At 45.7% G+C, this 21,392-nt stretch carries 24 protein-coding genes; 9 read left to right on the forward strand and 15 right to left on the reverse strand.

The window, feature by feature from the left end:
* Complete coding sequence (locus tag Q0389_RS08565) at window positions 1-588, reverse strand: YfaZ family outer membrane protein (protein ID WP_298693495.1); 588 nt, start codon at window positions 586-588, stop codon at window positions 1-3.
* A 181-nt stretch (window positions 589-769) separates the two neighbouring features.
* Here Q0389_RS08565 and rfaD point away from each other — a divergent pair, with 181 nt between their 5' ends.
* Genes rfaD through Q0389_RS08580 form a run of 3 tightly spaced genes read left to right on the forward strand, consistent with a single transcriptional unit; the run spans window position 770 to window position 4,157 of the window.
* A complete protein-coding gene (gene rfaD, locus Q0389_RS08570; RefSeq protein WP_298693496.1) occupies window positions 770-1,780 on the forward strand; it encodes an ADP-glyceromanno-heptose 6-epimerase in 1,011 nt (336 codons plus the stop codon).
* Window positions 1,780-3,201, forward strand: a complete 1,422-nt coding sequence (gene rfaE1, locus Q0389_RS08575) for a D-glycero-beta-D-manno-heptose-7-phosphate kinase (protein ID WP_298693497.1) — start codon at window positions 1,780-1,782, stop codon at window positions 3,199-3,201. The genes rfaD and rfaE1 overlap by 1 nt, the downstream gene beginning before the upstream one ends.
* Window positions 3,198-4,157 carry a glycosyltransferase family 9 protein gene (locus tag Q0389_RS08580; RefSeq protein ID WP_298693499.1) on the forward strand — a complete coding sequence of 320 codons (960 nt, stop codon included), beginning with the start codon at window positions 3,198-3,200 and terminating at the stop codon, window positions 4,155-4,157. The genes rfaE1 and Q0389_RS08580 overlap by 4 nt, the downstream gene beginning before the upstream one ends.
* Before the next feature lie 4 nt (window positions 4,158-4,161).
* Here Q0389_RS08580 and Q0389_RS08585 read toward each other — a convergent pair whose 3' ends face one another.
* The 7 genes from Q0389_RS08585 to Q0389_RS08615 form a co-directional block, all read right to left on the reverse strand.
* Window positions 4,162-5,349, reverse strand: a complete 1,188-nt coding sequence (locus Q0389_RS08585) for an O-antigen ligase family protein (RefSeq protein WP_298693501.1) — start codon at window positions 5,347-5,349, stop codon at window positions 4,162-4,164.
* Between the two features lies 1 nt (window position 5,350).
* The gene (locus Q0389_RS08590) at window positions 5,351-6,319 is read right to left on the reverse strand and encodes a glycosyltransferase family 9 protein (protein ID WP_298693502.1); all 969 of its coding nucleotides are present in this window, start codon (window positions 6,317-6,319) and stop codon (window positions 5,351-5,353) included.
* A gap of 63 nt (window positions 6,320-6,382) precedes the next feature.
* Entirely contained in the window at window positions 6,383-7,384 is a 1,002-nt protein-coding gene (locus tag Q0389_RS08595) for a glycosyltransferase (RefSeq protein ID WP_298693504.1), read from the reverse strand.
* A complete protein-coding gene (locus Q0389_RS08600; RefSeq protein WP_298693506.1) occupies window positions 7,381-8,481 on the reverse strand; it encodes a glycosyltransferase family 9 protein in 1,101 nt (366 codons plus the stop codon). Before Q0389_RS08600 ends, Q0389_RS08595 begins: the two co-directional genes overlap by 4 nt.
* Window positions 8,478-9,566, reverse strand: coding sequence for a glycosyltransferase family 4 protein (locus Q0389_RS08605; RefSeq protein WP_298693507.1), 1,089 nt, complete (start codon window positions 9,564-9,566; stop codon window positions 8,478-8,480). The genes Q0389_RS08600 and Q0389_RS08605 overlap by 4 nt, the downstream gene beginning before the upstream one ends.
* A gap of 5 nt (window positions 9,567-9,571) precedes the next feature.
* Window positions 9,572-10,840, reverse strand: coding sequence for a nucleotide sugar dehydrogenase (locus Q0389_RS08610; RefSeq protein WP_298693509.1), 1,269 nt, complete (start codon window positions 10,838-10,840; stop codon window positions 9,572-9,574).
* Between the two features lie 51 nt (window positions 10,841-10,891).
* Window positions 10,892-11,782: an ELM1/GtrOC1 family putative glycosyltransferase gene (locus Q0389_RS08615; RefSeq protein ID WP_298693511.1), complete on the reverse strand. Its 891-nt coding sequence runs from the start codon at window positions 11,780-11,782 to the stop codon at window positions 10,892-10,894.
* A gap of 147 nt (window positions 11,783-11,929) precedes the next feature.
* Between Q0389_RS08615 and Q0389_RS08620 the strand changes: the two genes are divergently transcribed.
* Window positions 11,930-12,226 carry a c-type cytochrome gene (locus Q0389_RS08620; protein ID WP_298693512.1) on the forward strand — a complete coding sequence of 99 codons (297 nt, stop codon included), beginning with the start codon at window positions 11,930-11,932 and terminating at the stop codon, window positions 12,224-12,226.
* A gap of 37 nt (window positions 12,227-12,263) precedes the next feature.
* Here the strand turns inward: Q0389_RS08620 and ccoS are convergent, their stop codons facing one another.
* The 6 genes from ccoS to trpS are packed head-to-tail and all read right to left on the reverse strand — an operon-like array spanning window position 12,264 to window position 17,420.
* Window positions 12,264-12,485, reverse strand: coding sequence for a cbb3-type cytochrome oxidase assembly protein CcoS (gene ccoS / locus Q0389_RS08625; RefSeq protein WP_298693513.1), 222 nt, complete (start codon window positions 12,483-12,485; stop codon window positions 12,264-12,266).
* Window positions 12,486-12,495: 10 nt separating this feature from the next.
* Window positions 12,496-14,889, reverse strand: a complete 2,394-nt coding sequence (locus tag Q0389_RS08630) for a heavy metal translocating P-type ATPase (RefSeq protein ID WP_298693514.1) — start codon at window positions 14,887-14,889, stop codon at window positions 12,496-12,498.
* A complete protein-coding gene (locus Q0389_RS08635) occupies window positions 14,882-15,361 on the reverse strand; it encodes an asparaginase domain-containing protein (protein ID WP_298693515.1) in 480 nt (159 codons plus the stop codon). Before Q0389_RS08635 ends, Q0389_RS08630 begins: the two co-directional genes overlap by 8 nt.
* Window positions 15,361-15,864, reverse strand: coding sequence for a D-glycero-beta-D-manno-heptose 1,7-bisphosphate 7-phosphatase (gene gmhB, locus Q0389_RS08640; protein WP_298693516.1), 504 nt, complete (start codon window positions 15,862-15,864; stop codon window positions 15,361-15,363). Before gmhB ends, Q0389_RS08635 begins: the two co-directional genes overlap by 1 nt.
* Complete coding sequence (locus tag Q0389_RS08645) at window positions 15,857-16,444, reverse strand: SIS domain-containing protein (RefSeq protein WP_298693517.1); 588 nt, start codon at window positions 16,442-16,444, stop codon at window positions 15,857-15,859. Before Q0389_RS08645 ends, gmhB begins: the two co-directional genes overlap by 8 nt.
* A 10-nt stretch (window positions 16,445-16,454) precedes the next feature.
* Complete coding sequence (trpS, locus tag Q0389_RS08650) at window positions 16,455-17,420, reverse strand: tryptophan--tRNA ligase (RefSeq protein WP_298693519.1); 966 nt, start codon at window positions 17,418-17,420, stop codon at window positions 16,455-16,457.
* A 106-nt stretch (window positions 17,421-17,526) separates the two neighbouring features.
* Here trpS and raiA point away from each other — a divergent pair, with 106 nt between their 5' ends.
* The 3 genes from raiA to Q0389_RS08665 are packed head-to-tail and all read left to right on the forward strand — an operon-like array spanning window position 17,527 to window position 18,821.
* Window positions 17,527-17,862 (forward strand): ribosome-associated translation inhibitor RaiA, encoded by a 336-nt coding sequence (raiA, locus tag Q0389_RS08655; RefSeq protein WP_298693521.1) that lies wholly within the window; start codon window positions 17,527-17,529, stop codon window positions 17,860-17,862.
* Between the two features lie 25 nt (window positions 17,863-17,887).
* The gene (gene trxC, locus Q0389_RS08660; protein ID WP_298693523.1) at window positions 17,888-18,319 is read left to right on the forward strand and encodes a thioredoxin TrxC; all 432 of its coding nucleotides are present in this window, start codon (window positions 17,888-17,890) and stop codon (window positions 18,317-18,319) included.
* Between the two features lie 58 nt (window positions 18,320-18,377).
* On the forward strand, window positions 18,378-18,821 hold the full coding sequence (locus Q0389_RS08665) for a CopD family protein (RefSeq protein WP_298693524.1): 444 nt from the start codon (window positions 18,378-18,380) through the stop codon (window positions 18,819-18,821).
* Between the two features lie 10 nt (window positions 18,822-18,831).
* Here the strand turns inward: Q0389_RS08665 and der are convergent, their stop codons facing one another.
* A complete protein-coding gene (gene der, locus Q0389_RS08670) occupies window positions 18,832-20,367 on the reverse strand; it encodes a ribosome biogenesis GTPase Der (RefSeq protein ID WP_298693526.1) in 1,536 nt (511 codons plus the stop codon).
* Window positions 20,368-20,431: 64 nt separating this feature from the next.
* Here der and Q0389_RS08675 point away from each other — a divergent pair, with 64 nt between their 5' ends.
* Window positions 20,432-20,887, forward strand: a complete 456-nt coding sequence (locus Q0389_RS08675) for a phosphoribosyltransferase (RefSeq protein WP_298693528.1) — start codon at window positions 20,432-20,434, stop codon at window positions 20,885-20,887.
* A 46-nt stretch (window positions 20,888-20,933) separates the two neighbouring features.
* Window positions 20,934-21,392: S-adenosylmethionine synthetase N-terminal domain-containing protein (locus Q0389_RS08680; protein WP_298693530.1), on the forward strand; the 459-nt coding region annotated here is incomplete at its 3' end.

Here is a 21,392-nt window from a genome sequence, read left to right on the forward strand (position 1 = left end):
TTAAAAGTCGAGCCGCATTCCGAAATACCATGAATCGTTATAAGTGACGCTTTGATCTTTAACATCGGTATCGATTGTCCGATATCCGACTTCCAGCCGCCCGTTCGTGATCGGTTCGGCATCCAAGTGGATACGGGTTTCCATATACGAATCGGCATCTTTGAAACATAATACCGAAGGGGCATAATATAGTGCGCCGCCGAGGTAAAACGGAAACGGGGTGTTCAGAGGCAGACGAAGCTCCGCTTCGACTCCCATCGGTACCGCACTGTAGGTATTACCGTCAAATTTGGTATATTCACCCTTTATACCCAGTCCCACTTTCAATCCCGGAACACCTTGTACAGGACGCATAACGAGAAAAGAGACCTCCATCAGCGGATCGGGGTCGGCAATCGTTTTGGAATTATTATTGTCCCCTTTTAAAAAACGGGCTCCGATATAGGCATTATTCATTGCATTTCCCATACGCCCCATGTCGAGTCGAATCGAACCTTCCACATCTCTGCTATTGACGTTTGCCTCGATTTGATGCGCTGCGAATACGGAACTTGCGAACAACATAATTAAAATAACTTTTCGCATCATTGCATTACCCTTTTATCGTCTCTGCGCCGCTAGCAAAAACCGTTTATTTATTTCTCTTTCCGAAATTGTAGCATAACTCCCCCTTTGCGCGCCGTACTCCCATCCAAAACGTGGTATAAGAGAAAATAAGCTACAATAATTATTCCAAATATTTGATATCCAATACCATCGAGAGACCATAATGATCTACAGTGACGAACCGTTTAACGGCAAGACGATTTTAATCACAGGCGGTGCAGGATTCATCGGCAGCAATCTCGCATTTTATTTCCAACGCCATTATCCCGATGCCAAAATCGTCGTTTTGGATCTTTTTCGCAACAACGAAACTTTCGACAACGGAAATCTAAAAAGCTTCGGACATTTTAAAAACTTATTGGGCTTCACCGGAGAAATCCTATGTGCCGATTTAAACGACCCTACCCTTTGGGAACGTCTGCGAGGATACGGGTTTGATTATATCTTCCATCAGGCGGCTATCTCCGATACGACTATGTACGATCAAACGATAATGTTGCAAACCAATCTCAATACTTTTAAATATTTCATCGATTTGGCACTTGAACGCAATATCCCCTTGGTATACGCCTCATCCGGTGCGACCTATGGTGATGCCGAAGCGCCGCAAACCGTAGGACGGGAAGCGCCGCAAAACGTCTACGGATTCAGTAAACTGATGATGGATCATCTCACACGCGATACGCTAAAGCGCTATCCTGATGCCAAGATCGTCGGTTTGCGCTATTTCAACGTTTACGGACCGAGAGAATTCTATAAGAATAAAACGGCATCGATGGTTCTTCAACTCGGACACCAGATTTTGGCAGGAAAAACACCGAAACTCTTTACGGGTTCCGATACTATCCGTCGGGATTTTATCTACATCGACGATGTTATTCAGGCAAATATCAAGGCTGCCAATCCGCGACAGAGCGGAATTTATAACGTAGGTACCGGGAATGCGCGAAGTTTTCAGGAAATCGCCGATATTTTGCAAGAACAGCTCGGGACGGACTACGGAACGGATTATATTGACAACCCTTATATCGGCTCATATCAATTTTTAACCGAGGCCGATATCGCACCGAGCATCGAAGGGTTGGGATATACCCCGCAGGTGACATTGGAAGAAGGTATCCGACGTTATCTCCCTGAAATCAAACATCTTTTTCAAACCGAGGTTAAACGCTAATGCATATTGTTGAAAGCCATCCGCGTATTCTTGTCGTCGGCGATATGATGCTCGACCATTATCTTTGGGGACACTGCGAGCGGATATCGCCGGAAGCACCCGTACAAATCGTTGATGTCAAAGAAGAGAGCACCGTTTTAGGCGGTGCCGGTAACGTCGTTCATAATCTTGTCGCATTAGGGGCGACAGTAAGTGTCGCCAGCGTTATCGGAGATGACGAAAACGGAACCCTCTTACTCCAAAAACTCGATGAAATCAATGTCAACCGTTCTTTATGCATTATCGAAAAAGGGCGAATCACCAGTAAAAAAAGCCGTGTTATCGCTTCGCATCAGCAAGTCGTACGTTTCGACAGCGAAACGAAAAACCCCATCAGTATCACCTCTCAGAAAATTCTGATGGACAAAATCATCGCCATCGTCGAAGACTTCGACCTCATCATCCTCTCAGATTACGCAAAAGGGGTCTTAACCGAAGGACTTTGTCAGCAAATTATCACCCTCTCGAAAATAGCCGGTAAAAAAGTACTCGCAGATCCGAAAGGAAAAGATTATTCCAAATACCGAGGCTCTTATCTGCTCACTCCCAATAAAAAAGAGGCATCCGAAGCTACCGGCATTTCCATTCATGACGAATCATCGCTTGAAGCAGCCTTGAAATACCTCCAAACCAACGTCGGCTTAAGCGTACCGCTCATTACTCTCTCCGAAGAAGGGATCGCCTACAGCGAGAACGGACTGCATCGTGTTCCGACCGTCGCCCGCGAAGTTTTCGACGTCACAGGAGCCGGAGACACGGTTATCGCGGCACTCGGTTTTGCATTGGCTCAAAAACAAAATCTCTACGATGCCGTCACTTTTGCCAATGCCGCGGCAGCGGTCGTCGTAGGTAAATTAGGAAGCGCGACCGCCACGCTTGCCGAAATCGTCGAATACGAAACTTCTCTAAAACAAACCCACGCGGACAGTCGTATTAAAACGCTGGAGCAAATCCGTACAATGTGCGAAAGTTTTAAATCACGCGGGAAACGGATCGTCTTTACCAACGGATGTTTCGATCTTCTTCATGTCGGGCATGTCCGCTATCTCGAAGAAGCCAAAAGTTTCGGCGATATCCTCATCGTAGGACTCAACAGCGATGCCTCGGTCAGAACACTCAAAGGAGAAAGCCGTCCTATCAATACCGAAAATGATCGTGCCTATATCCTGGCGGCCTTGGAAGCTGTCGATTATGTCGTTATTTTCAACGAAGAAACCCCCTATGAACTGATTAAATCGGTTCGTCCCCATATTCTCGTCAAAGGGGGAGATTACGAAGGAAAAGAAGTCGTCGGAAGCGATATTGCCGACGAACTCCGGCTTGTACGGTTCGTCGAAGGAAAAAGCACTACCTCCACTATCTGCAAGATCCAGCAGCAATGAGTACAAAAACCCGTTTTCTTATCATACGTTACAGCGGGCTTGGAGATCTTGTTATGCTGCTGCCGACGCTGCAAAAACTGAAAATTGTCTATCCGGAAAGTTCATTTACCCTCTTAACCGACAGTTCCAATCGTGATTTCGCCAACCTTTCATGCGGTCTCATTGACGATACGATTACCCTCAATCGCAAAGTGTTTAAACAAAAGCGATTTTTCTCTTCTATCGGTGAAATCGGCAAAATGCTTTTTCACATCCGCAAACGTTTCGATATCTGTATCGATTTCCAAAGTTTCGGAGAGACGGCAACTATCAGTTATCTCGTCAATGCAAAAGAGAAATGGGGTGCCGAAAAAAAGAGCAAATACAACTACGGCTATACCCGATTGGTTCCATACGATACTTCCGGGCATCGAAGCCAGCTTTTCGCCCGTATAGCCGGAGTCGATGACACCCTCTCCCGCCCCAAAATATGTCTGACGCAAAACGCTGAAGTTTTTCGCCAATCCGTCGCAGCGACACTTGATTCAAGCAAACCGACGGTAGGACTCAATATCGGTTCGACCAGCGAATCCAGACGCTGGAGCGAACAAAACTTTTTCCAGCTGGCTTCTGAGCTATCAGAACACTATACGATCCTCGTATTCATCGGTCCGCTCGAAAACCGCTACAAAGAAGTTTTCCAAGATTTTGCCATTATTGAGAATACGACGCTCGAACAACTCTGCGGAGCCATTTCGCTGTGTTCGTATTTTATCAGCAACGATACCGGCCCCGTCCATCTCGCCGCGGCTCTCGGGATTCCTACGATCACCCTCTTTAGTACCGGAGAAGATACAAACGTAGGATGCCTAAATCCCTACAAACGCTCGCTTCGCCGTCCCGATATTAATGCCATCAGTGTCACTGACGTCACCGATGAGCTCAAAGCACTGGAAAACGACCTGATCTTAAACTGAATTATTATCGTTTGTAAACGATTGCAATGAGTATAATCCATATCGAGTCATAAATAACATTTTGATAGATTGAATGATCGAACATTCCACTAACAAATAATACAATGAGAATAGCAATGGCTGAACTATACAATGGCGATGCATCTTCTTTATACGATACGATTTTAGAATACAGACGATACCAAAGAAATAGAAACATCACCATTCCTACCATGCCTGTCGATAATAATATTTCCAAAATAATATTATGAGGCATCATTCCATAAGACGGAACTCCCGGTAAAAAGCGAAAAGCGTCCAGACCATATCCTAAAAATGGGTGTAGTTCAATATGATGCCACGTTAATGACCATAAAACATCTCTACCTGCACTTTCCCCTTGAAAAAGAGAATAAACACGCAAAACAATATGAGAATCCTGAGAGGCATAAATTAAGAGTCCGACAATACCGAGAATGACGTAAATATAATGCTTACTTTTCAAATTTTTTCGCTCTATCCAAAAATAAACAGATAAAGCACTTACTGTAGCCACCCATGAACCACGGGAATTTGTTTGCAATAGATCGAATAGAGCCATCGAAACAATCAAAGTAAGAATCCCTGCTTTGAATATTGAAATACTAAAATATCTTTTATGTAACAAGATTCCCGCACTTAGAACGATCCCGACAGATAAAACAAGCCCCAATGTATTTGGATGAAAAACCATCGCTTTCATGCGGCCATCTAACATTGTTTTTCCGATTAAATCTTGGCCATATAGATATTGAAACAATCCATCAATAACTTGAATTCCAAAAGCGAATAAAACGCTTATCACTATCAAAGATATCGAAACATATTTTTTTTTGAGAAAATATACTAATGCATAAAGGCACAATGCTAATTGTAAAAGTCGAAGTTCAAAATGCCAGGCTTCCGCAGGATTAAAAGCATCCATATTTGCCAGACTAATCACCCCAAAGAATAAAAGGATCGCTTTAGTAAAAGGTTGCTCTGTGATATAAGATATCAAGTCTTTATTTTGAAAAGCTATCCAGAAAAAAGAAAGAGGTATCAATCCTAACATTAGTTGAAAAACTGCATTTTTCATTGGTATAGTAACAATCCAAACAACTACTAATACCGTAATTGTAAGGTTACGGTTTAGATAGTGTTCTACATTCAATTGTCCTGCAGTTTTAATCATTTTATTGCTCAATACTCTCATTTACCAATGAACTTATTTGCATCACCGAAATACTATTCATGCATTCATGTTGAGTTGGACATTTTGATTTATAGCACGGTTGACAACTTAAACGCAGGTCTGACACAACATATTTATGTTTTCCGTAATATCCTCCAAAAGCGACACAATGTTTGATATCCGTTGAACCAAATATTGTCAATGTATTTGTCCCCACAGCTGCTGCCAAATGCGCCGGACCACTGTCATTGCATACCAAAAGATCGACGGAAGCTAAAAGTCCTTTCAACTGTGACAAATTAGTCTTATCGATCATATTGATACTTTGAGGGAAAGCTTTTTCTATTTCTTTTCCTATAGGTTGTTCCAAAGCAGATCCTATTAGAACTACAATATATCCTGCACTCAACAATTTACCTGTTAACTCTAAATAATATTGATCACCCCATTTTTTACTTTCCCACCGTTCACTTGCACCCGGTGCCAAAGCAACAACTTTTTTTTGTTGACCACTCCATGGAAATATTGTAGAAATATAGGGAAGTGAAATTGTCGAGTTCGATTGAAAAAACATTTCAACTTCTTTACGATCGTATCCCAAATCAATGAGAATATCTTTATGCGATTTTACTTTTGGCTTTATATAAAAATACTTCTGTAACATAGATGCTGATTGATTAATAAGTTTTCGTTTCTTTGAGAAAAGTGTTATCCAATGAGACGGTCTTGTACACTGCAAATTTATAATAAGGTCATACTCGTTTTTTCTAAGTAATCGCAATCTTTCTCTGAAATTTTTCCCAACTATATACTCATCAAAATAATTCGTATCCTGGTAAACTCCTTTTCCGAGATTCGATGTCAGTAACGTCAAGTGCTCTTCTTTAAAAAAATGCCTATAAGCCCGAAAAGCAACTTCTAAGGTTATAAGATCACCCAGTGATGAAAAACGTATCAATAAAATCTTCATTTATAATGCTTCCTAACCAAAAAATCTTCCTTTATATACAATAATTTTTTATTTTAGAATAAATCAATCATACTCTTCAGAAGTCATTGCATTATAAATCACATCAAGAAAACGTTGAGTTACATATGAATTTTCAAAATACTTTTGGCTTCTTTCCCATCCTCGTTTGGCTATAGAAGCTCCTTCATCGGGATGTCCGTGATAATAACGAATTTTAGAGACGAGATCATCCAGATCATCGAAATAAACGATTTCATCTTCCTTATACAATGCTTCGTATCCGGGGATACGCGGCGTAAACGTCAGTACACCGTTCCCGGTCAAATGGGCTATCCGGTCCGAGCTGTACAGCTCCACATCGTTACGGCGGCTGTAATTAAGACCCATTCGTGCCTGAGACAGCGTCTGCATATACTCCGCACCGAAAATACGCGGCTGTCCCAGACATCCGGCAAAACGGGTATTAAGCCCTGAAAGCTGCTCGGATAAAGAGGATAAAAAAGCCTGACGGACAGGATCTTTATAATCCGTGCCGCAAAACAGGAAATCAATCGGCAAGTCACTCTGTTCAAAATTGCGGTAAACATCGATTGAGGGGTCGACGATATTCGGGAAAAAAGCGACCTTGGTCGTAGGGGATGTGAATCTCTCCAGCCACTCTCCTCCCGTGGTCAAAAACAATGCGTCGATTTCAGCGATTTTTCCTTCGATATTGATTACGTTGCGTTCGTTAAACATTGCATCGATAAACCACATCGCAATTTTGATCGACGGTAACATTTTCCGGATTTCGCACAGCGTCTCCAACGTGATAAGCTCCGCATGCGCCATCAGAAGCAAATCGGGACGGATGTTGCGGCATGTCTCGATCAGCCGTTTATTCGTTTTGCCGGCACCCCATTTCTTCGAACCAAAAAGCGTGGCGCATCGCGCCGTATCACGGTAGCTAAATGGGTAGACAAAATGGCCGTTGCGAACCAGTCCCTGATGGATTTTATAATCGGTGGCGTAATAGCTCTGTCCGTCTTTGAGGTAGTTGTAACTGGCGACATGAACGATCTTCATAGTTTTCCCCCGATAATCTCTAATAATCTTCTCTCGACTGCGACGGGATCGATCTGCTTCATACAAATATTATCGTCACACTTTTTGCGAAAGCATCCGGCACATTCGACCATGTTCATCACGACGTAATTGCCTTCGCTCGGCGGAAACCATTTCGATGAAAGCTGACGAGGGCTGAACATCGCGACGAGAGGTGTTTTCACCGCATACGCCAAATGCATGGCACCGGTATCATGGCAGATTGCACCTGTACATAACTGTAAAAAACCTGCACTTTGTGCGATCGAAAACGCTCCGCAAAAATTGTAGCCGTATTCCAAGCCCTCTACGATGGTGTTTGCACGCTCTTTCTCCTGATCGCCTCCGATCACGGCAATCGCAAACCCTTTTTCATGTAATGACTGTGCAAGTTTCTGCCACGACTCCAGCGGCCACATATTGGCCGGAACATTCGTCCCGATCACCAGAGCGATCACTTTTTTCCCCTCAAAACAGTGCAAAGCTTCCGATCCCGGAGACTCCGTTTTGATCGGGTACTCTATCTCTCCTACGATGCCGTTGCGTGCCATGTTCCGGACGAACCGATCACTCTCTCTCAGCGGCGGGTAGAACATCAGCTGCTCTTTGGCAAAGAGCTTCGTCATCCCCTCATCCCATCCGAAACCGCTTCGAATACCGAGTACGAAGCGGGTAATCAGCATATTTCGAAGCGTTTTAATCAAACCGTAATTTTGGGGAATTTCAATATAGAGGTCGTAATTCCCGTGCTTCAAGGTTTGAATTCCGCTTTTACGGCTCTTTTTATCGATCAGGTGGACGGCCTCGAAAATCCCCTCTTTGATAATCACCGATAGATTCAATGCGGTAGCGTAAGTCGTCACGAACTCCATCCTCGCATCCGGGTAGCGTTTTCGGATCAATGAGATTGCCGGCAATGCCACAATCGAATCGCCGAAGGTTCCGATACGGTGGACAAGAATTTTCTTAGGATCAGTGCTGGGAGCGAACAGACATTTTTGAACCGTGTTAATTACCGCATGGCGTATTCCAAGCAACACTTTTACATAGCCGATTTTCAGACTTTGGATCAAGGTCATCGCTTCATCTCCTGATAAACGGCGACCGTTTTATCCACCATCTGTCGTAGTGAAAAATGTTCCTGAATATATTCTCTTCCCTCGCAATGCAATCTGCTCGCATCGATCATGCGTTCAGCCAAAATCCCAATCTCTCCGACAGGGACGAAATAGCCGTCTACCCCTTCTCGTATGATATCGAGCACGCCACCATGATTAGTCGCGATCACGGGGGTATTCATCGCGATTGCTTCGGCGACGCTGCGGCCGAAACTCTCCGGTTTTTTCGAAGTACTGACGACGACATCGCTCAGCGCGTAGATCTCTGCCACGTTGCTCTGCGATCCCGTAAATACAACCTCATCCGACAAATTCAATTCTCGGACCAATCCGTTTAAAAGATCAAAATACCCCTCTTTGTCCCCGCGCACCCCGCCGACGATCAATGCTTTGACCTCCGGCTTAGTCTGTTTGACAATGCCGATAGCCCGAATAAACGTTTCGAGATCTTTGAGTTGGGTAATCCGTCCGACGATAGAGACGACAAAACGGCCATTCAGACCGTATTGAGCGGAAAAGTTGCTCATGAAAACCCTCTCCAGATTTTCCGGATTAAATTTTTCCAAATCGATCCCGCGCGGTATGACGACGATCTTTGTATCGGGTGTTTGGTAGTGTTTTTGGATATAGGTTTTGATCGCACCGCTGACACAAATAACCTTGTCTCCCATACTCATAATACGACTATAGGGGCTGACGCTGTTAAAACCGTGGACGGTAGTTACAAAAGGGATATGCAGCGTTTGATTGGCCAGATACGCCAGCCATGCCGGAACGCGGCTGCGTGCATGCACAATATCGGGTTGCAGTTCTTTAAGGAGCCTACGCAATTTCACCATTCGGGATAATGCCGTAAACGGGTTTTTACTGCAAACGTCCAATCGAATGTGACGACCGCCGTCCGTTTCGATCTGCGAAACCAACGTACCGCCGTTACTGATAACGATACTCTCATCTCCCCGGATCACCAGTTCGCGGCTAAGCTCTACGGTTCCCCGTTCCACTCCCCCTTCGTTAAGTTCGGGCAGAAGCTGAACGATTCGCATACCTCTTAGAGTCTCCACGTCGGGTTTTCAACGATCCCTTTGACATCCATAATGACGGGTTGCCCTTCTTGAAGTGCTTCCAATTGACTTTGGGATATTTCTTTGAACTGATGGTGCGCCACAGCTAAGATAACGGCAGCGTAACGCTGATTCGATGCAAAAGGATCAGCACTGATCGAGAATCCGTAATGGTGTTTAAATTCGGCATTGTCTACCCACGGATCGAAAATATCCACCGAACATCCGTACTCTTGCAGCTCATCGACGATATCGATCACTTTGGTATTGCGAATATCGGGGCAATCTTCTTTAAAAGTGACCCCAAGAATCAAAATACGGGCATCTTTGATCACTTTTCCCGCTTTGATCATCTCTTTGATCGTTTTTTCAGCGATGTATTTGCTCATCCCGTTGTTGATCTGACGCGCCCCTAAAATCAGATTCGGACGATACCCGAGTTCTTCGGCTTTGTGCGTAAGATAGTATGGATCGACCCCGATGCAATGTCCTCCGACTAAACCGGGACGCAGTTTAATAAAGTTCCATTTGGTCGCTGCCGCTTCAATAACCTCGTTCGTATCGATTCCCATCGTATCAAAGATCAAAGCCAATTCGTTGATAAGAGCGATATTGACGTCGCGCTGGGTATTTTCGATCACTTTGCTCGCTTCTGCAACCTTGATACTGGAAGCTTTGTGGGTTCCGGCCACAATAATGCTCCGATAGAGTTCATCTACCCGTTCGGCTATCGCCGGAGTTGAACCGCTGGTAACTTTCAGGATTTTCGTCACCGTATGTTCTTTGTCGCCCGGATTGATCCGTTCCGGTGAATAACCGCAGTAAAAATCGCGGTTAAAGATCAACCCAGATACTTTCTCGAGAATAGGGACGCACACCTCTTCCGTCACACCCGGATAGACCGTACTTTCATAGATAACGATATCTTCTTTCGCCAAAACTTTTCCGACACTCTCGGATGATTTTTGCAACGGCGTCAGATCGGGACGGTTCGAACTGTCGATAGGAGTCGGTACGGTAACGATATAAATATTGCATTTGCGAATATCTTCCAGATTGGTCGTGAACGTCAGTGATTCTTGCACCGCCGTCAGTTCGTGGGACTCCAACTCCAATGTGGCGTCATGCCCGCTTCGAAGTTCTGCTACGCGCGCTTCGTTGATGTCAAAACCGACGACATCGTATTTTTTTGCGAATGCGGCAGCCAGAGGAAGCCCCACATACCCTAATCCGACGATACATATTTTATCTTTCATACTTATCATTACCTGTCATTAATTATCTAATTATACCCAAATCCGGGGGGACTAAAACCCCGCTTTTCGGAGAATCTCCCGAAAAGCGATTTTACGGTTCGCCTGAGCAAATGTCCCGTCATATACATGAAGATATCCCTCTTCTTCCAATCTTCCGACCAATCTGGAGAACTTATTCTCCCCTTTTCCTTCCAGCGGAAGCACTTCGATGTACGCATTGCCGTAACTGACGGCTTCCGAAATCATCGACGTCGAATCTTGAGTGATGAAAACACGTTCGCACTGATCGAGGAAATCGGGTATCGGATTGACGGGATTGCAGGAGTAGATCACCTGATAGCCGAAAGTAAAACGTTCCAAAAGAGCTTCGACCTCTTTTGAAGTTCGAGGAGAGGTCGTTACGGCAAAAAAATATCCCTCAAATGCATCGATTATCGCCCGTAATTGCGTTTCCAATCGATCTGCCTGAAGGTGAAACACACTGTTGTCGCCGCCAATCACGATCCCGATAGAGGGAGAAGAAGCACGAAATAAACCTGCCGGAGAGATGAAACTGAAATTTGCCGCGATAGGGATGATATTTGCCGCCGAGGGAGGAGTATCGTGTTCTTGCGCGAAAATGACATCGCAATCATAACGATATCCCCTCGGCAACATCATACTGACCGATTTCGCCCCAAGTTTTCGAGAAAGTACTTTCAGCGGATAAGCACTCGTCGATCCTGCCGCAACGACGACGTCAAACACCCCTTCGGGAACCGTACATTCGAACAATGCGTCGCTGTAGATGCCCATCTTGTCGAACAGATAGCTCAGTGCTTTTAAAAAACGCTTCGGATAGCGCACATTTGCCACCGTATACTCGGCATTCAGCAATTTTGCAAACGCGAGGCACTGATTCAAATGCCCCGCTCTGCTGTCGTTCAGAACTAATATTTTCATCAAAAATCACCCTTTATATCAATAATTATATCGATATTTTTGTGAGCTTCTGCTCCGTAAAAAAATTTGATTTTCTTGTGATGATGTTAGAGTCATTTAAGATTGCTAAGACTATAATGGTGCCGAAATTTTAAACGGAGATAAAGAATGAAAAAAATTGCTCTTGCAATGTTGTTCGCTGGTGTTTCATTGATGGCTGCTGATGGAAAAGCTCTTACTGCAAAATGTGCTGCATGTCATGGTGCATCTTTTGAAAAACAAGCTCTTGGTAAATCAAATGTCGTAAAAGGTCAATCTGCTGCTGCGATTGAAAAATCACTTCAAGGTTACAAAGCTGGTACTCAAAATACTCACGGTATGGGTGCATTAATGAAAGGTCAAGTTGCTTCTATGTCAGATGCTGATATCAAAGCAATCGCTGCTTACGTAGCAGGTCTTAAATAATACCTCGCTTACCGCGTATGCGGTAAGCCCTTCTTGACTATTCCGGTCGATATTCCTCTTTTTTCGTATGAGACTGTTGTTTACGCTGTTGTTCCGCAGCATCATTGAGTTCGCTCTCATCATCATATAATACCTGATTCATCATCTTTTTCTCGTCATCAAACTGACCGTTTTTAATTCCCCATAAAAATGCGCTTAATGCGATAGCCCCTAAAAACAACGATGCTCCAAGCATCATAGCGATAACCCAGCTGTCCACATAATCCCCTTTATTTATACATCAAACGTACACGCATCGAGTTTCCTACGACCAGAAGCGAACTAAACGACATCGAAATCGCGGCGATCAACGGAATGACGTACCCCATCATCGCCAAAGGTATCGTGATCGAATTATAAACAAGCGAAATCGAAAGATTTTGTTTGATCAAGCCGTATGTTTTACGGCTAATCGCAAAGGCTTCGGAAAGCGATCTCAACGAATCGTTCATCAGCACGACGTCGCTTACTTCGATTGCGATATCGCTTCCGCTTCCCATCGCAATCGCGATATCGGCATTCGCCAATGCCAAGAGATCGTTCACCCCGTCTCCCGCCATCACGACAACATGCCCTGCATTATGTGCATCGGTAATGAACGCCGCTTTTTCTTCCGGGCTCAAATGGGCATGAACTTCATCGATACCGACTTCGCCGGCGACACGATCCGCGGCACTTTGATGATCGCCCGTCAGCATAGCTACCCGCAGATTAAAACTTTTCAGTTTTTCGATCGATGCTGCGGCTCCCTCTTTCGGCAAATCACGTAACTCGTAAACGGCGCACAAAATACCGTTCACGGCATAATAAAAAACGCTCTTGTCACTCACCGCCTCGATAATGATACCGAGTTCCTGCATCAAAAGAGCATTCCCCCCTGCGATCATTACCCCCTCGGCACGTCCTATCATTCCCCGTGCAGGAACTTCGCGAGCTTCTTCGATACTTCCCGTAACGATATCCTCATGATCGCGTTCGATATACTCGGCTATCCCTCGGCTAATCGGATGTTTGGAAGATGAAACGAGGGCATAAAGATAGACGGGATCGAAAGGGGCATGGACCGTCGCATTGACTACTTCGGGTCTTCCCATCGTGATCGTACCGGTTTTGTCCAAAACAACCATCGTCGCTTTCGCCATAATTTCGATCTGCGCGGCGGATTTAAAGAGAATCCCCCTTTTCGCACCCAGTGCCAATCCCACCAACGTCGCAACAGGGGTTGCAAGAGCCAATGCGCACGGACACGCGATGATGATCACCGATATCCCAACCATCAAGGAACGGTCGAAACTGTGCGGCCAAAAATACCAAGCCCAAAACGTCGCGATCGCCAGAAAAAGGATCGTCGAAGAAAAATGTTGCGATAACCGATTCGCCAGCTGCTCGATTGAAGGTTTGTGTGCCATTGCATTTTCGAGCAGATTGACCAGATTCGAGAGGGTCGAATGGGCGAAATCTTTGGTAGAACGGTAATGGATCAAAGCATCGATACTCGTTGTACCGCTAATGATCCGATCCCCGATCTGTTTGAAGATCGGTTCGCTCTCTCCGGTGAGATTGCTCTCATCGAAGCTCCCCTCTCCGCTGATCACTTCCCCGTCTATTGCAGCCCGTTCTCCCGAACGGATCAAAATCGTATCGCCGATTTTAACGTCGTTAACATCGACGGTCTTGACGTTATCCCCTTCTACGATACTCACCTCTCTGGGGATATGTTTTCCGATGACATCGAGGGTATCCGCCGCATTTTTACGGCTCAACACTTCCAAAAACTTCCCGAACAATACAAACGTAATAATCATCGAGACGGAGTCAAAATAAGCTTCTCCGCTTTGGCGAAGGGTAATATAGATCGAGTACAGATATGCCAAACTCGAACCCGTTACAACCAATAAATCCATCGTAACGGCACGATTGCGCAATCCGTAATAAGCACCGCGGTAAAAAACCCAACCGCTGTAAAACAAAACCGGTGTCGCTAAAACCCACTCGGCAACATTGAGAATCGTTTTTACCTCTTGGGTAATTCCCGTGAAATATCCCGCATATTGAGCCACGGCGATCCACATCATATTCATCGTCGCGAACGTGGCTACCGCCATCCGCAGGTAATACTCTTTTCGTTCTTTGTTGGCTCGGACTTCCTGCAAAGAGGCATCGTAGGGAAATGCATCATAGCCGATTGCACGGATCATATCGATAATCGCCGAGAGTTTTACCTGAGCCGGATCCCATGTGATGCGGGCTTTGTTGTTGGTATAGTTGATATGCGCTTCGATAACGCCCTCCATCTTATGGAGCGCTTTTTCGTTCAGCCATACACACGCCGCACAGTGTATCCCTTCGATGATCAAAGAGACTTGCAACAGCTCCTCCTTCGTCGTTGTGACGAAACGTTCATGAAATGCCGGAGTATCGAAGTTCGTACTCGCTTCGAATTGTTCGGTCGGTGGGGAGAGGGTCGTATCTCCCATCTTGCTGTAAAAGCTTTCTAAGCCTTCATCTTTTAACAGATGAAAAATCCCTTTACAACCGTTACAGCAAAAGCGATACTCTCCGTCATGGATCATCACCTCATCGCTGAATTCCAAATGACAGTGATCGCATTTCACCTTAGACATATTCAAATTTTCCTATGCTCTTATTTTTTTTGACCTCTTTAAAACTCCCCATAACCCCTTGTATAGCAATGTACACACCCGCCGATACATTGCGGGCATAACCGATCGCCATAGCGAGGTTGGCCGTCGCTTCGATCGGGTCAATATGAAAAGGGACCATGGCACCCGTAAAAACAACCGTTTTATCCAATCCCAGTCCCGCTACGTATTCTGCGCTCAGATCCATCGTATCGGTTCCGTGAACGACGACAAACACATCTTCTTCGCAAACGGCAATCGTTTCTCCCAATATGATGCGATCATCGACGTCCATCTCCAAAGAGTCTTTATAAATGATCCCCTCTAGGGAGATATCGGTTGCCAACGATGAGAGGATCGTCTTGATCGCCAGGTCGTCTTTAGGGACAAACAGCTCCCCCCGAATAGGGTCGTATCGTTTGTTAAACGTTCCTCCGGTATTAATGATCCGCATTACAGAAGCTCCCTCAGCGTATGAATCGTGCGGTCAGCACTTGAACCTTCTGCGTTGTCAGAGAGGAGAACGTTCCATCCGACCCCCGCTTTGCGGGAGGCTTCGATATCCCGTTCGTTATCTCCGATCATGACGCTAAGGTTCATCTCCAGATCGTACTCTTTTTGCGCCTGTAGAAACATCCCCGGTTCAGGTTTTCGGCATTCGCACGCTCCATCGATATCCTCATGGTGAGGACAGTGATAGATATGGGTGATAGTAATACCGAGTTCCCGAAAGTGCTCTTTCATCCATCGGCTGAGTATTGCAAAATCTTCTTCGGAATAATATCCTCGGGCGATCCCAGATTGATTGGTTACGATGATAATCAGATACCCTTGCTCCTGATAGGCGCGGCATACATCGACAATCCCCTCCACAAGTTCGAAATCTTCGATTTTATGAAGATAATTTTTCTCAACATTGACCACGCCGTCTCGGTCGAGAAAGAGTGCTTTACGCAACACCGCCTCCGAAAAGTTCTTTTTCGATAATGTCACACAAAATATGTCCGATGAGGATATGAGACTCTTGAATGCGCGGTGTCGCATTGGACGGGACGACTATCGCATAATCGGCCATCGATGCCATTTTCCCGCCGTCTCGTCCGACAAGCGCTACCGTTGTAACCCCTCGTGTTTTAGCCGACTCGAAAGCATTGACGATATTCTGTGAGTTCCCCGATGTCGAGATACCGATAAAGAGGTCACCTTCCTGTGCCATCCCTTCCAGCTGTCTAGAGAACACCTTGTCATATCCGTAATCGTTCCCGATAGCCGTCAAATTCGACGTATCCGTCGTAAGTGCCAGTGATGGGATCGAAGGACGATCGAATCCGTAGCGCCCGACCAGTTCCGCCGCAATATGCTGTGCATCGGCCGCCGAACCGCCGTTTCCGGCTAAAAGCGTCTTTTTCCCTTTCCGGTACACCTCGACACACGCTTTTGCGACGTCTACAATCACCTCCAGCAACGGATCGTTTTCCAAAATCGCCTGTTTCGTTGCCGCTGAATCGGCAATCTGTTTTCGGATATAGTTTTTCACGTGTTCATTCCTAATAATGGATTCCGGTGACCATACGCACTTTTTCGATTGTCTCCGCCGCCGCAGCACGTGCTTTTTGTGCCCCCATTTGAAGAATCTCGCGCACTTCGTGCTGATGCGCTTCATAATAGGCTCTGCGTTCGCGGTACGGACGGAAATATTCCCACATCACATCATGCAAATGCAGCTTGAAGTGACCGTGTCCTTCGCCACCGCGGTTGTAACGTTCCTGCAATGCGCTGCGTCCTTCATCGTCCAAAAACAACTTAGCGATATTATAAACGTTACACCCTTCGTATTCTTTGGGTTCTTCGACCGCAATCGCTTCAGTCACGATTTTTTTAACTGTTTTCTGGATCGCTTTTTCTTCTCCGAAAATCGTGATCGTATTCCCGTAGCTTTTGGACATTTTCTGCCCGTCGGTTCCGGGGACCGTGGCTACGTTCTCATCGACGCGGAACTCCGGCATGACGAATATCTCTCCGTATTCATTGTTGAATTTCAAAGCGATATCGCGAGCAATCTCGACGTGCTGAATCTGATCTTTTCCGACCGGAATCACTTCCGAGCCGAACAGCAAAATATCGGCAGCCATCAATACGGGATACGAGAAAAGGCTATGGTTACTTGCGATCCCTTTCGCTACTTTGTCTTTATAGCTGTGTGCCCGTTCCAACAAACCCATCGGAGTAAACGACGATAAAACCCAATACAGTTCCAACACCTCTTTGACATCCGACTGTACCCAAAAGGTACTTTTTTCCGGATCGATTCCCAGCGCCAGAAAATCAGTCGCCGCCTGCATCGTCAGCTGCGACAATCTGACACCGTCGCCTAACGACGTCATCGCATGGTAATTGGCGATAAACGCGAATACGTCATTCTCATTTTGCGATTCAACCATCGCTTTGATCGAACCGAAATAATTTCCGATGTGTAAATCCCCCGAGGGTTGAATACCTGTAAAAACTCTCAAAATAACTCCTTGAACATGAAGCAATTTTACCGCATACTCTCTTAAGCTTCGTCTTAAGAAAATGTATGCTATATTTTTTACTGATATGAAACAAAAAGGATTAATCATGAATACTCAAATTCGTTCTAAAGAGATCAAACTTACCCAACATTTAAACGATCATATTGCAACCGCTATTGAAAATTTCAAACGTTATCACCTCGATATCACCACCGTCAATGTTATGGTGACCAAAGAGAAAAAAGGGGTCGGAGTCGAATTTGACATGCACATTGCCCACGCTCAACCTGTCGTCATCTCCGACGTCGACGAAGACCTCGATACCGCTATCGACAAAGCAATCGAACGTGCCAACAAAGCACTCCGTCGCCTTCATGACAAAGTCAAAGACCACCACACTACCTCAATTCGCGATATCGAAGTCGCCGAAGAAGAGGCCTGATCCTAAATAATACAAGGAGGTTTGAATGAATAAAATCAACATTGTTTGTCCCCATTGCGGGGGCGTCAACGCGATCCCAGTCAAAGACTCTTATACCAAAGCTGTATGCGGCCATTGCAAAGCTTCGTTATTAGAGACGAAACCTCTGCCAGTAGATACTTCTGCTTTTGATCGCTTAATGTTGAATGATGAACGGCTTATTATCGCCGATTTCTGGGCACCATGGTGCGGACCGTGTAAGAGTATGGCACCTTCATTCGAAGAAGCGGCACGCAGTTTTCCCCTGAAAGCCCAGTTTGTCAAGATCAATACCGAAGAACATCAGCAACTTGCCGGACGTTTTGCCATACGCTCCATACCGACCGTCATCGCATTCAAAAACAACCGCATCGTAGATCAGTTCAGCGGTGCACTTCCTGCATCTGAAATCATCCGATGGGTACACCGCCACCTCTAAAGACCGTTTACCTTCTTTAGCTACCCTTCCGTTTTAAAACACTCAAGGAGACATGCCTATGTACAGTTGGATACTCTGGTTCCATATTATCTCTATGGTCTCGTGGTTCGCGGTTTTGTTTTACCTTCCCCGCCTTTTTGTCTACCATGTCGAAAACGGTACCAATCAGGGATTCATCGATGTTGTCGAGGTAATGGAGATGAAAATTTACAAATACATCGGGGTCCCGGCATTTTGGGCGACATTGCTCTCAGGTACCGCATTGATTATACTCTCAACCTCGCACTACGGAGTCAATGTCTTTGCTATGGGTGGATGGATGCATGCCAAGCTGACGCTGGTTGCGTTATTGACGGCTTATTTCTTCTCTCTCGGACATTTCCGCCTCAAACTCAAAGAAAATACGGCCTATAAAAGCGGGAAATTTTTTCGTATGTACAATGAGATCCCTACCCTATTATTAATGGGGATTGTTGCACTTGTGATCGTAAAGCCTTTTTAAAAGGTTTTACTTACCACATCGACCGTTTTTTATGCGGTTGCGGTTTTTTCTTCTGACTTTTCGCTTTCGCTTTAAAGAGTACCGGAGTCCCCTCAAAATCAAACTGTTCCCGCAGCTGATTCGTCAAATAACGGCGATAGCTGAAATGGAGTCCCTGCGGTTTATTCATAATGAGCGCGATACGCGGCGGACGGATATCGTACTGTGTCGCGAAATAGAGGCGGATATTCATCCCGTTGATACTAGGAAGGATATGTTTCCGCATTGCAGCCTGGATCACTTCATTCAATCTTCCTGTAGGGATACGCTGCGAGTAGTTCTCATTAATTTTGAGGAGCATATCGAAGATTTTATGAACCCGTTGTTTGCTCTGCGCCGAGATCGTAATGATCGGAGCGTAGCTGAGAAATTTAAAGCGGTCACGTACCTCGGCGATAATCTTGTCGTAATCCTCTTTCGGCGCCAAATCCCATTTATTCAAGACAATCAGACACGCCAGACGGTTTTTATCGACAAATCCCGCAATCTTCTCGTCCAGATCCATAAACGGTTGCGACGCATCGAGTACCAGCAATGCAATGTCGGCAGATTCGAGCATCTCTTCGGTACGCATCAAGGCATATTTTTCAATCCCGAGGATTTTCCCCCGTTTACGAATCCCCGCCGTATCGATAAAGGTGATCTGTTTATCGTTGTATTCGACCGTCTCATCAATCGGATCGATCGTCGTCCCGGCAACGGAGCTGACCACCGAGCGGTCTTCCCCGAGCAATGCATTGAGGAGTGAACTTTTCCCGACATTGACACGGCCGATAATCGCCACTTTCATTTGATTGACGTCACCCGCTTCGTATTCTTTGACGATTCCGCGATATGCTTCTTCCAGCGCTTCGATCGATGTTTCCTCTTCTTCATCATCCTCTTCGGGGATAAAAAAGCCGTCGTCCTCATCCTCTTCTTCGAACTCGTCGTCCTCTGCCGAGGCTCTCATCGCGGCATCAAAACCGTCCAGTTCATCTTCCGCTTCGACCACTTCGCTGTCCGTTTTCACGATGGATGATTCGGGAAGTTCCGAAGCGATCCAGTTCAAAAGCGGCAAAAGGGATCGGTTATGGGCAACTGAAATCCCGAAAATTCGGTCTGTACCGAATTCGTAATACTCCCACAGCTTTTCTTGCATTTTGTCGTTATCGATTTTATTGACAACCAGCGCGATTGCTTTTCCCATCGATTCAAGCTCATAGAAAAGTTTTTTATCATCTTCTTCGGGGAGGCTTTTCCCGTCCACCATAAAGAGGATGATATCGGCTTCATGTGCCGCTTTGAGCGATTTTTCTTTGATGCGGTCGTAGAGTTCGCATCCCTCATCCAATCCGCCCGTATCGAGAATCTCTACCTCTTTGTCGACGACGACGGCAACGCGTTTTTTGACATCGCGTGTCGTTCCCGCCTGCTCGGATGTAATCGCGTCGCGCTGCTTCAAAAGACGGTTGAAAAGAGAGCTTTTGCCGACATTCGGACGGCCGATAATCGCTAATTTCTTCAAATCATAACCTTGTAAATTAATTCCTTTTATTATAGCGTAGATGCCCTTATGATATGATTGCGTCATGATAATTTATACCTACGAACACTTCAAAAACGATCTTCTCCCTTTGAGCCGGCTGTGCGAACCGTTTCAGCCCGACACGATATTAGCCGTCGCACGAGGCGGTCTGAGCCTCGGACATGCACTGGCGATGACACTGGATGTACGAAACATCCAGAGCATTCGCATCGAAAGCTATGATGAAAGTACCCGCCGAGAGGAACTCACGATTTTCGGAGAATGCGATTTCAGCGTTTCCAAACGCGTCTTGATAGTTGATGATATCGTCGACAGCGGAGCTACTTTGGCGGCACTTCTACCAAAACTTCATGCGCGCTATCCCCACATCGAATTCAGAGTTGCAACGCTGTTCACAAAGAGCAGTGCACAAGTGCAGCCTGACTTTAGCTTACGCGAAGCTACGGATTGGATCGATTTTTATTGGGAAAGAGATTTCTTAAAAAGCAATTTGCTATAATCCGCACAACCACAACCTATAGACTTACATTTACTCAAGGACATCTATGCCTAAAGATTATATTTTTACCTCTGAGTCGGTCACCGAAGGACATCCCGATAAAATGGCCGATCAGATCAGTGACGCGATTTTGGACTATATCATCGAACACGATTCCAAAGCGCGCGTTGCCTGCGAAACCCTTGTTTCCAACGGTTTTTGCGTGATTGCAGGCGAGCTTAAGACAACCGCGTATGCACCGATGCAGGAAATCGCCCGTCAGGTTGTCCGCGAAATCGGATATACCGATGCGACGTACGGATTTGACTACCGTTCTGCTGCCGTTTTGAACGGTATCGGAGAACAATCACCCGATATCAATCAGGGTGTTGACCAAGAACACGGCGAAATCGGAGCGGGCGATCAGGGCTTGATGTTCGGATACGCATGTAAAGAGACCGATGTGTTGATGCCGCTACCGATTTACCTTTCACACCGTCTTGCAGAGCGTTTGGCACAAGTGCGT

This window comes from uncultured Sulfuricurvum sp., from assembly GCF_937936435.1.
Lineage (GTDB): Bacteria > Campylobacterota > Campylobacteria > Campylobacterales > Sulfurimonadaceae > Sulfuricurvum.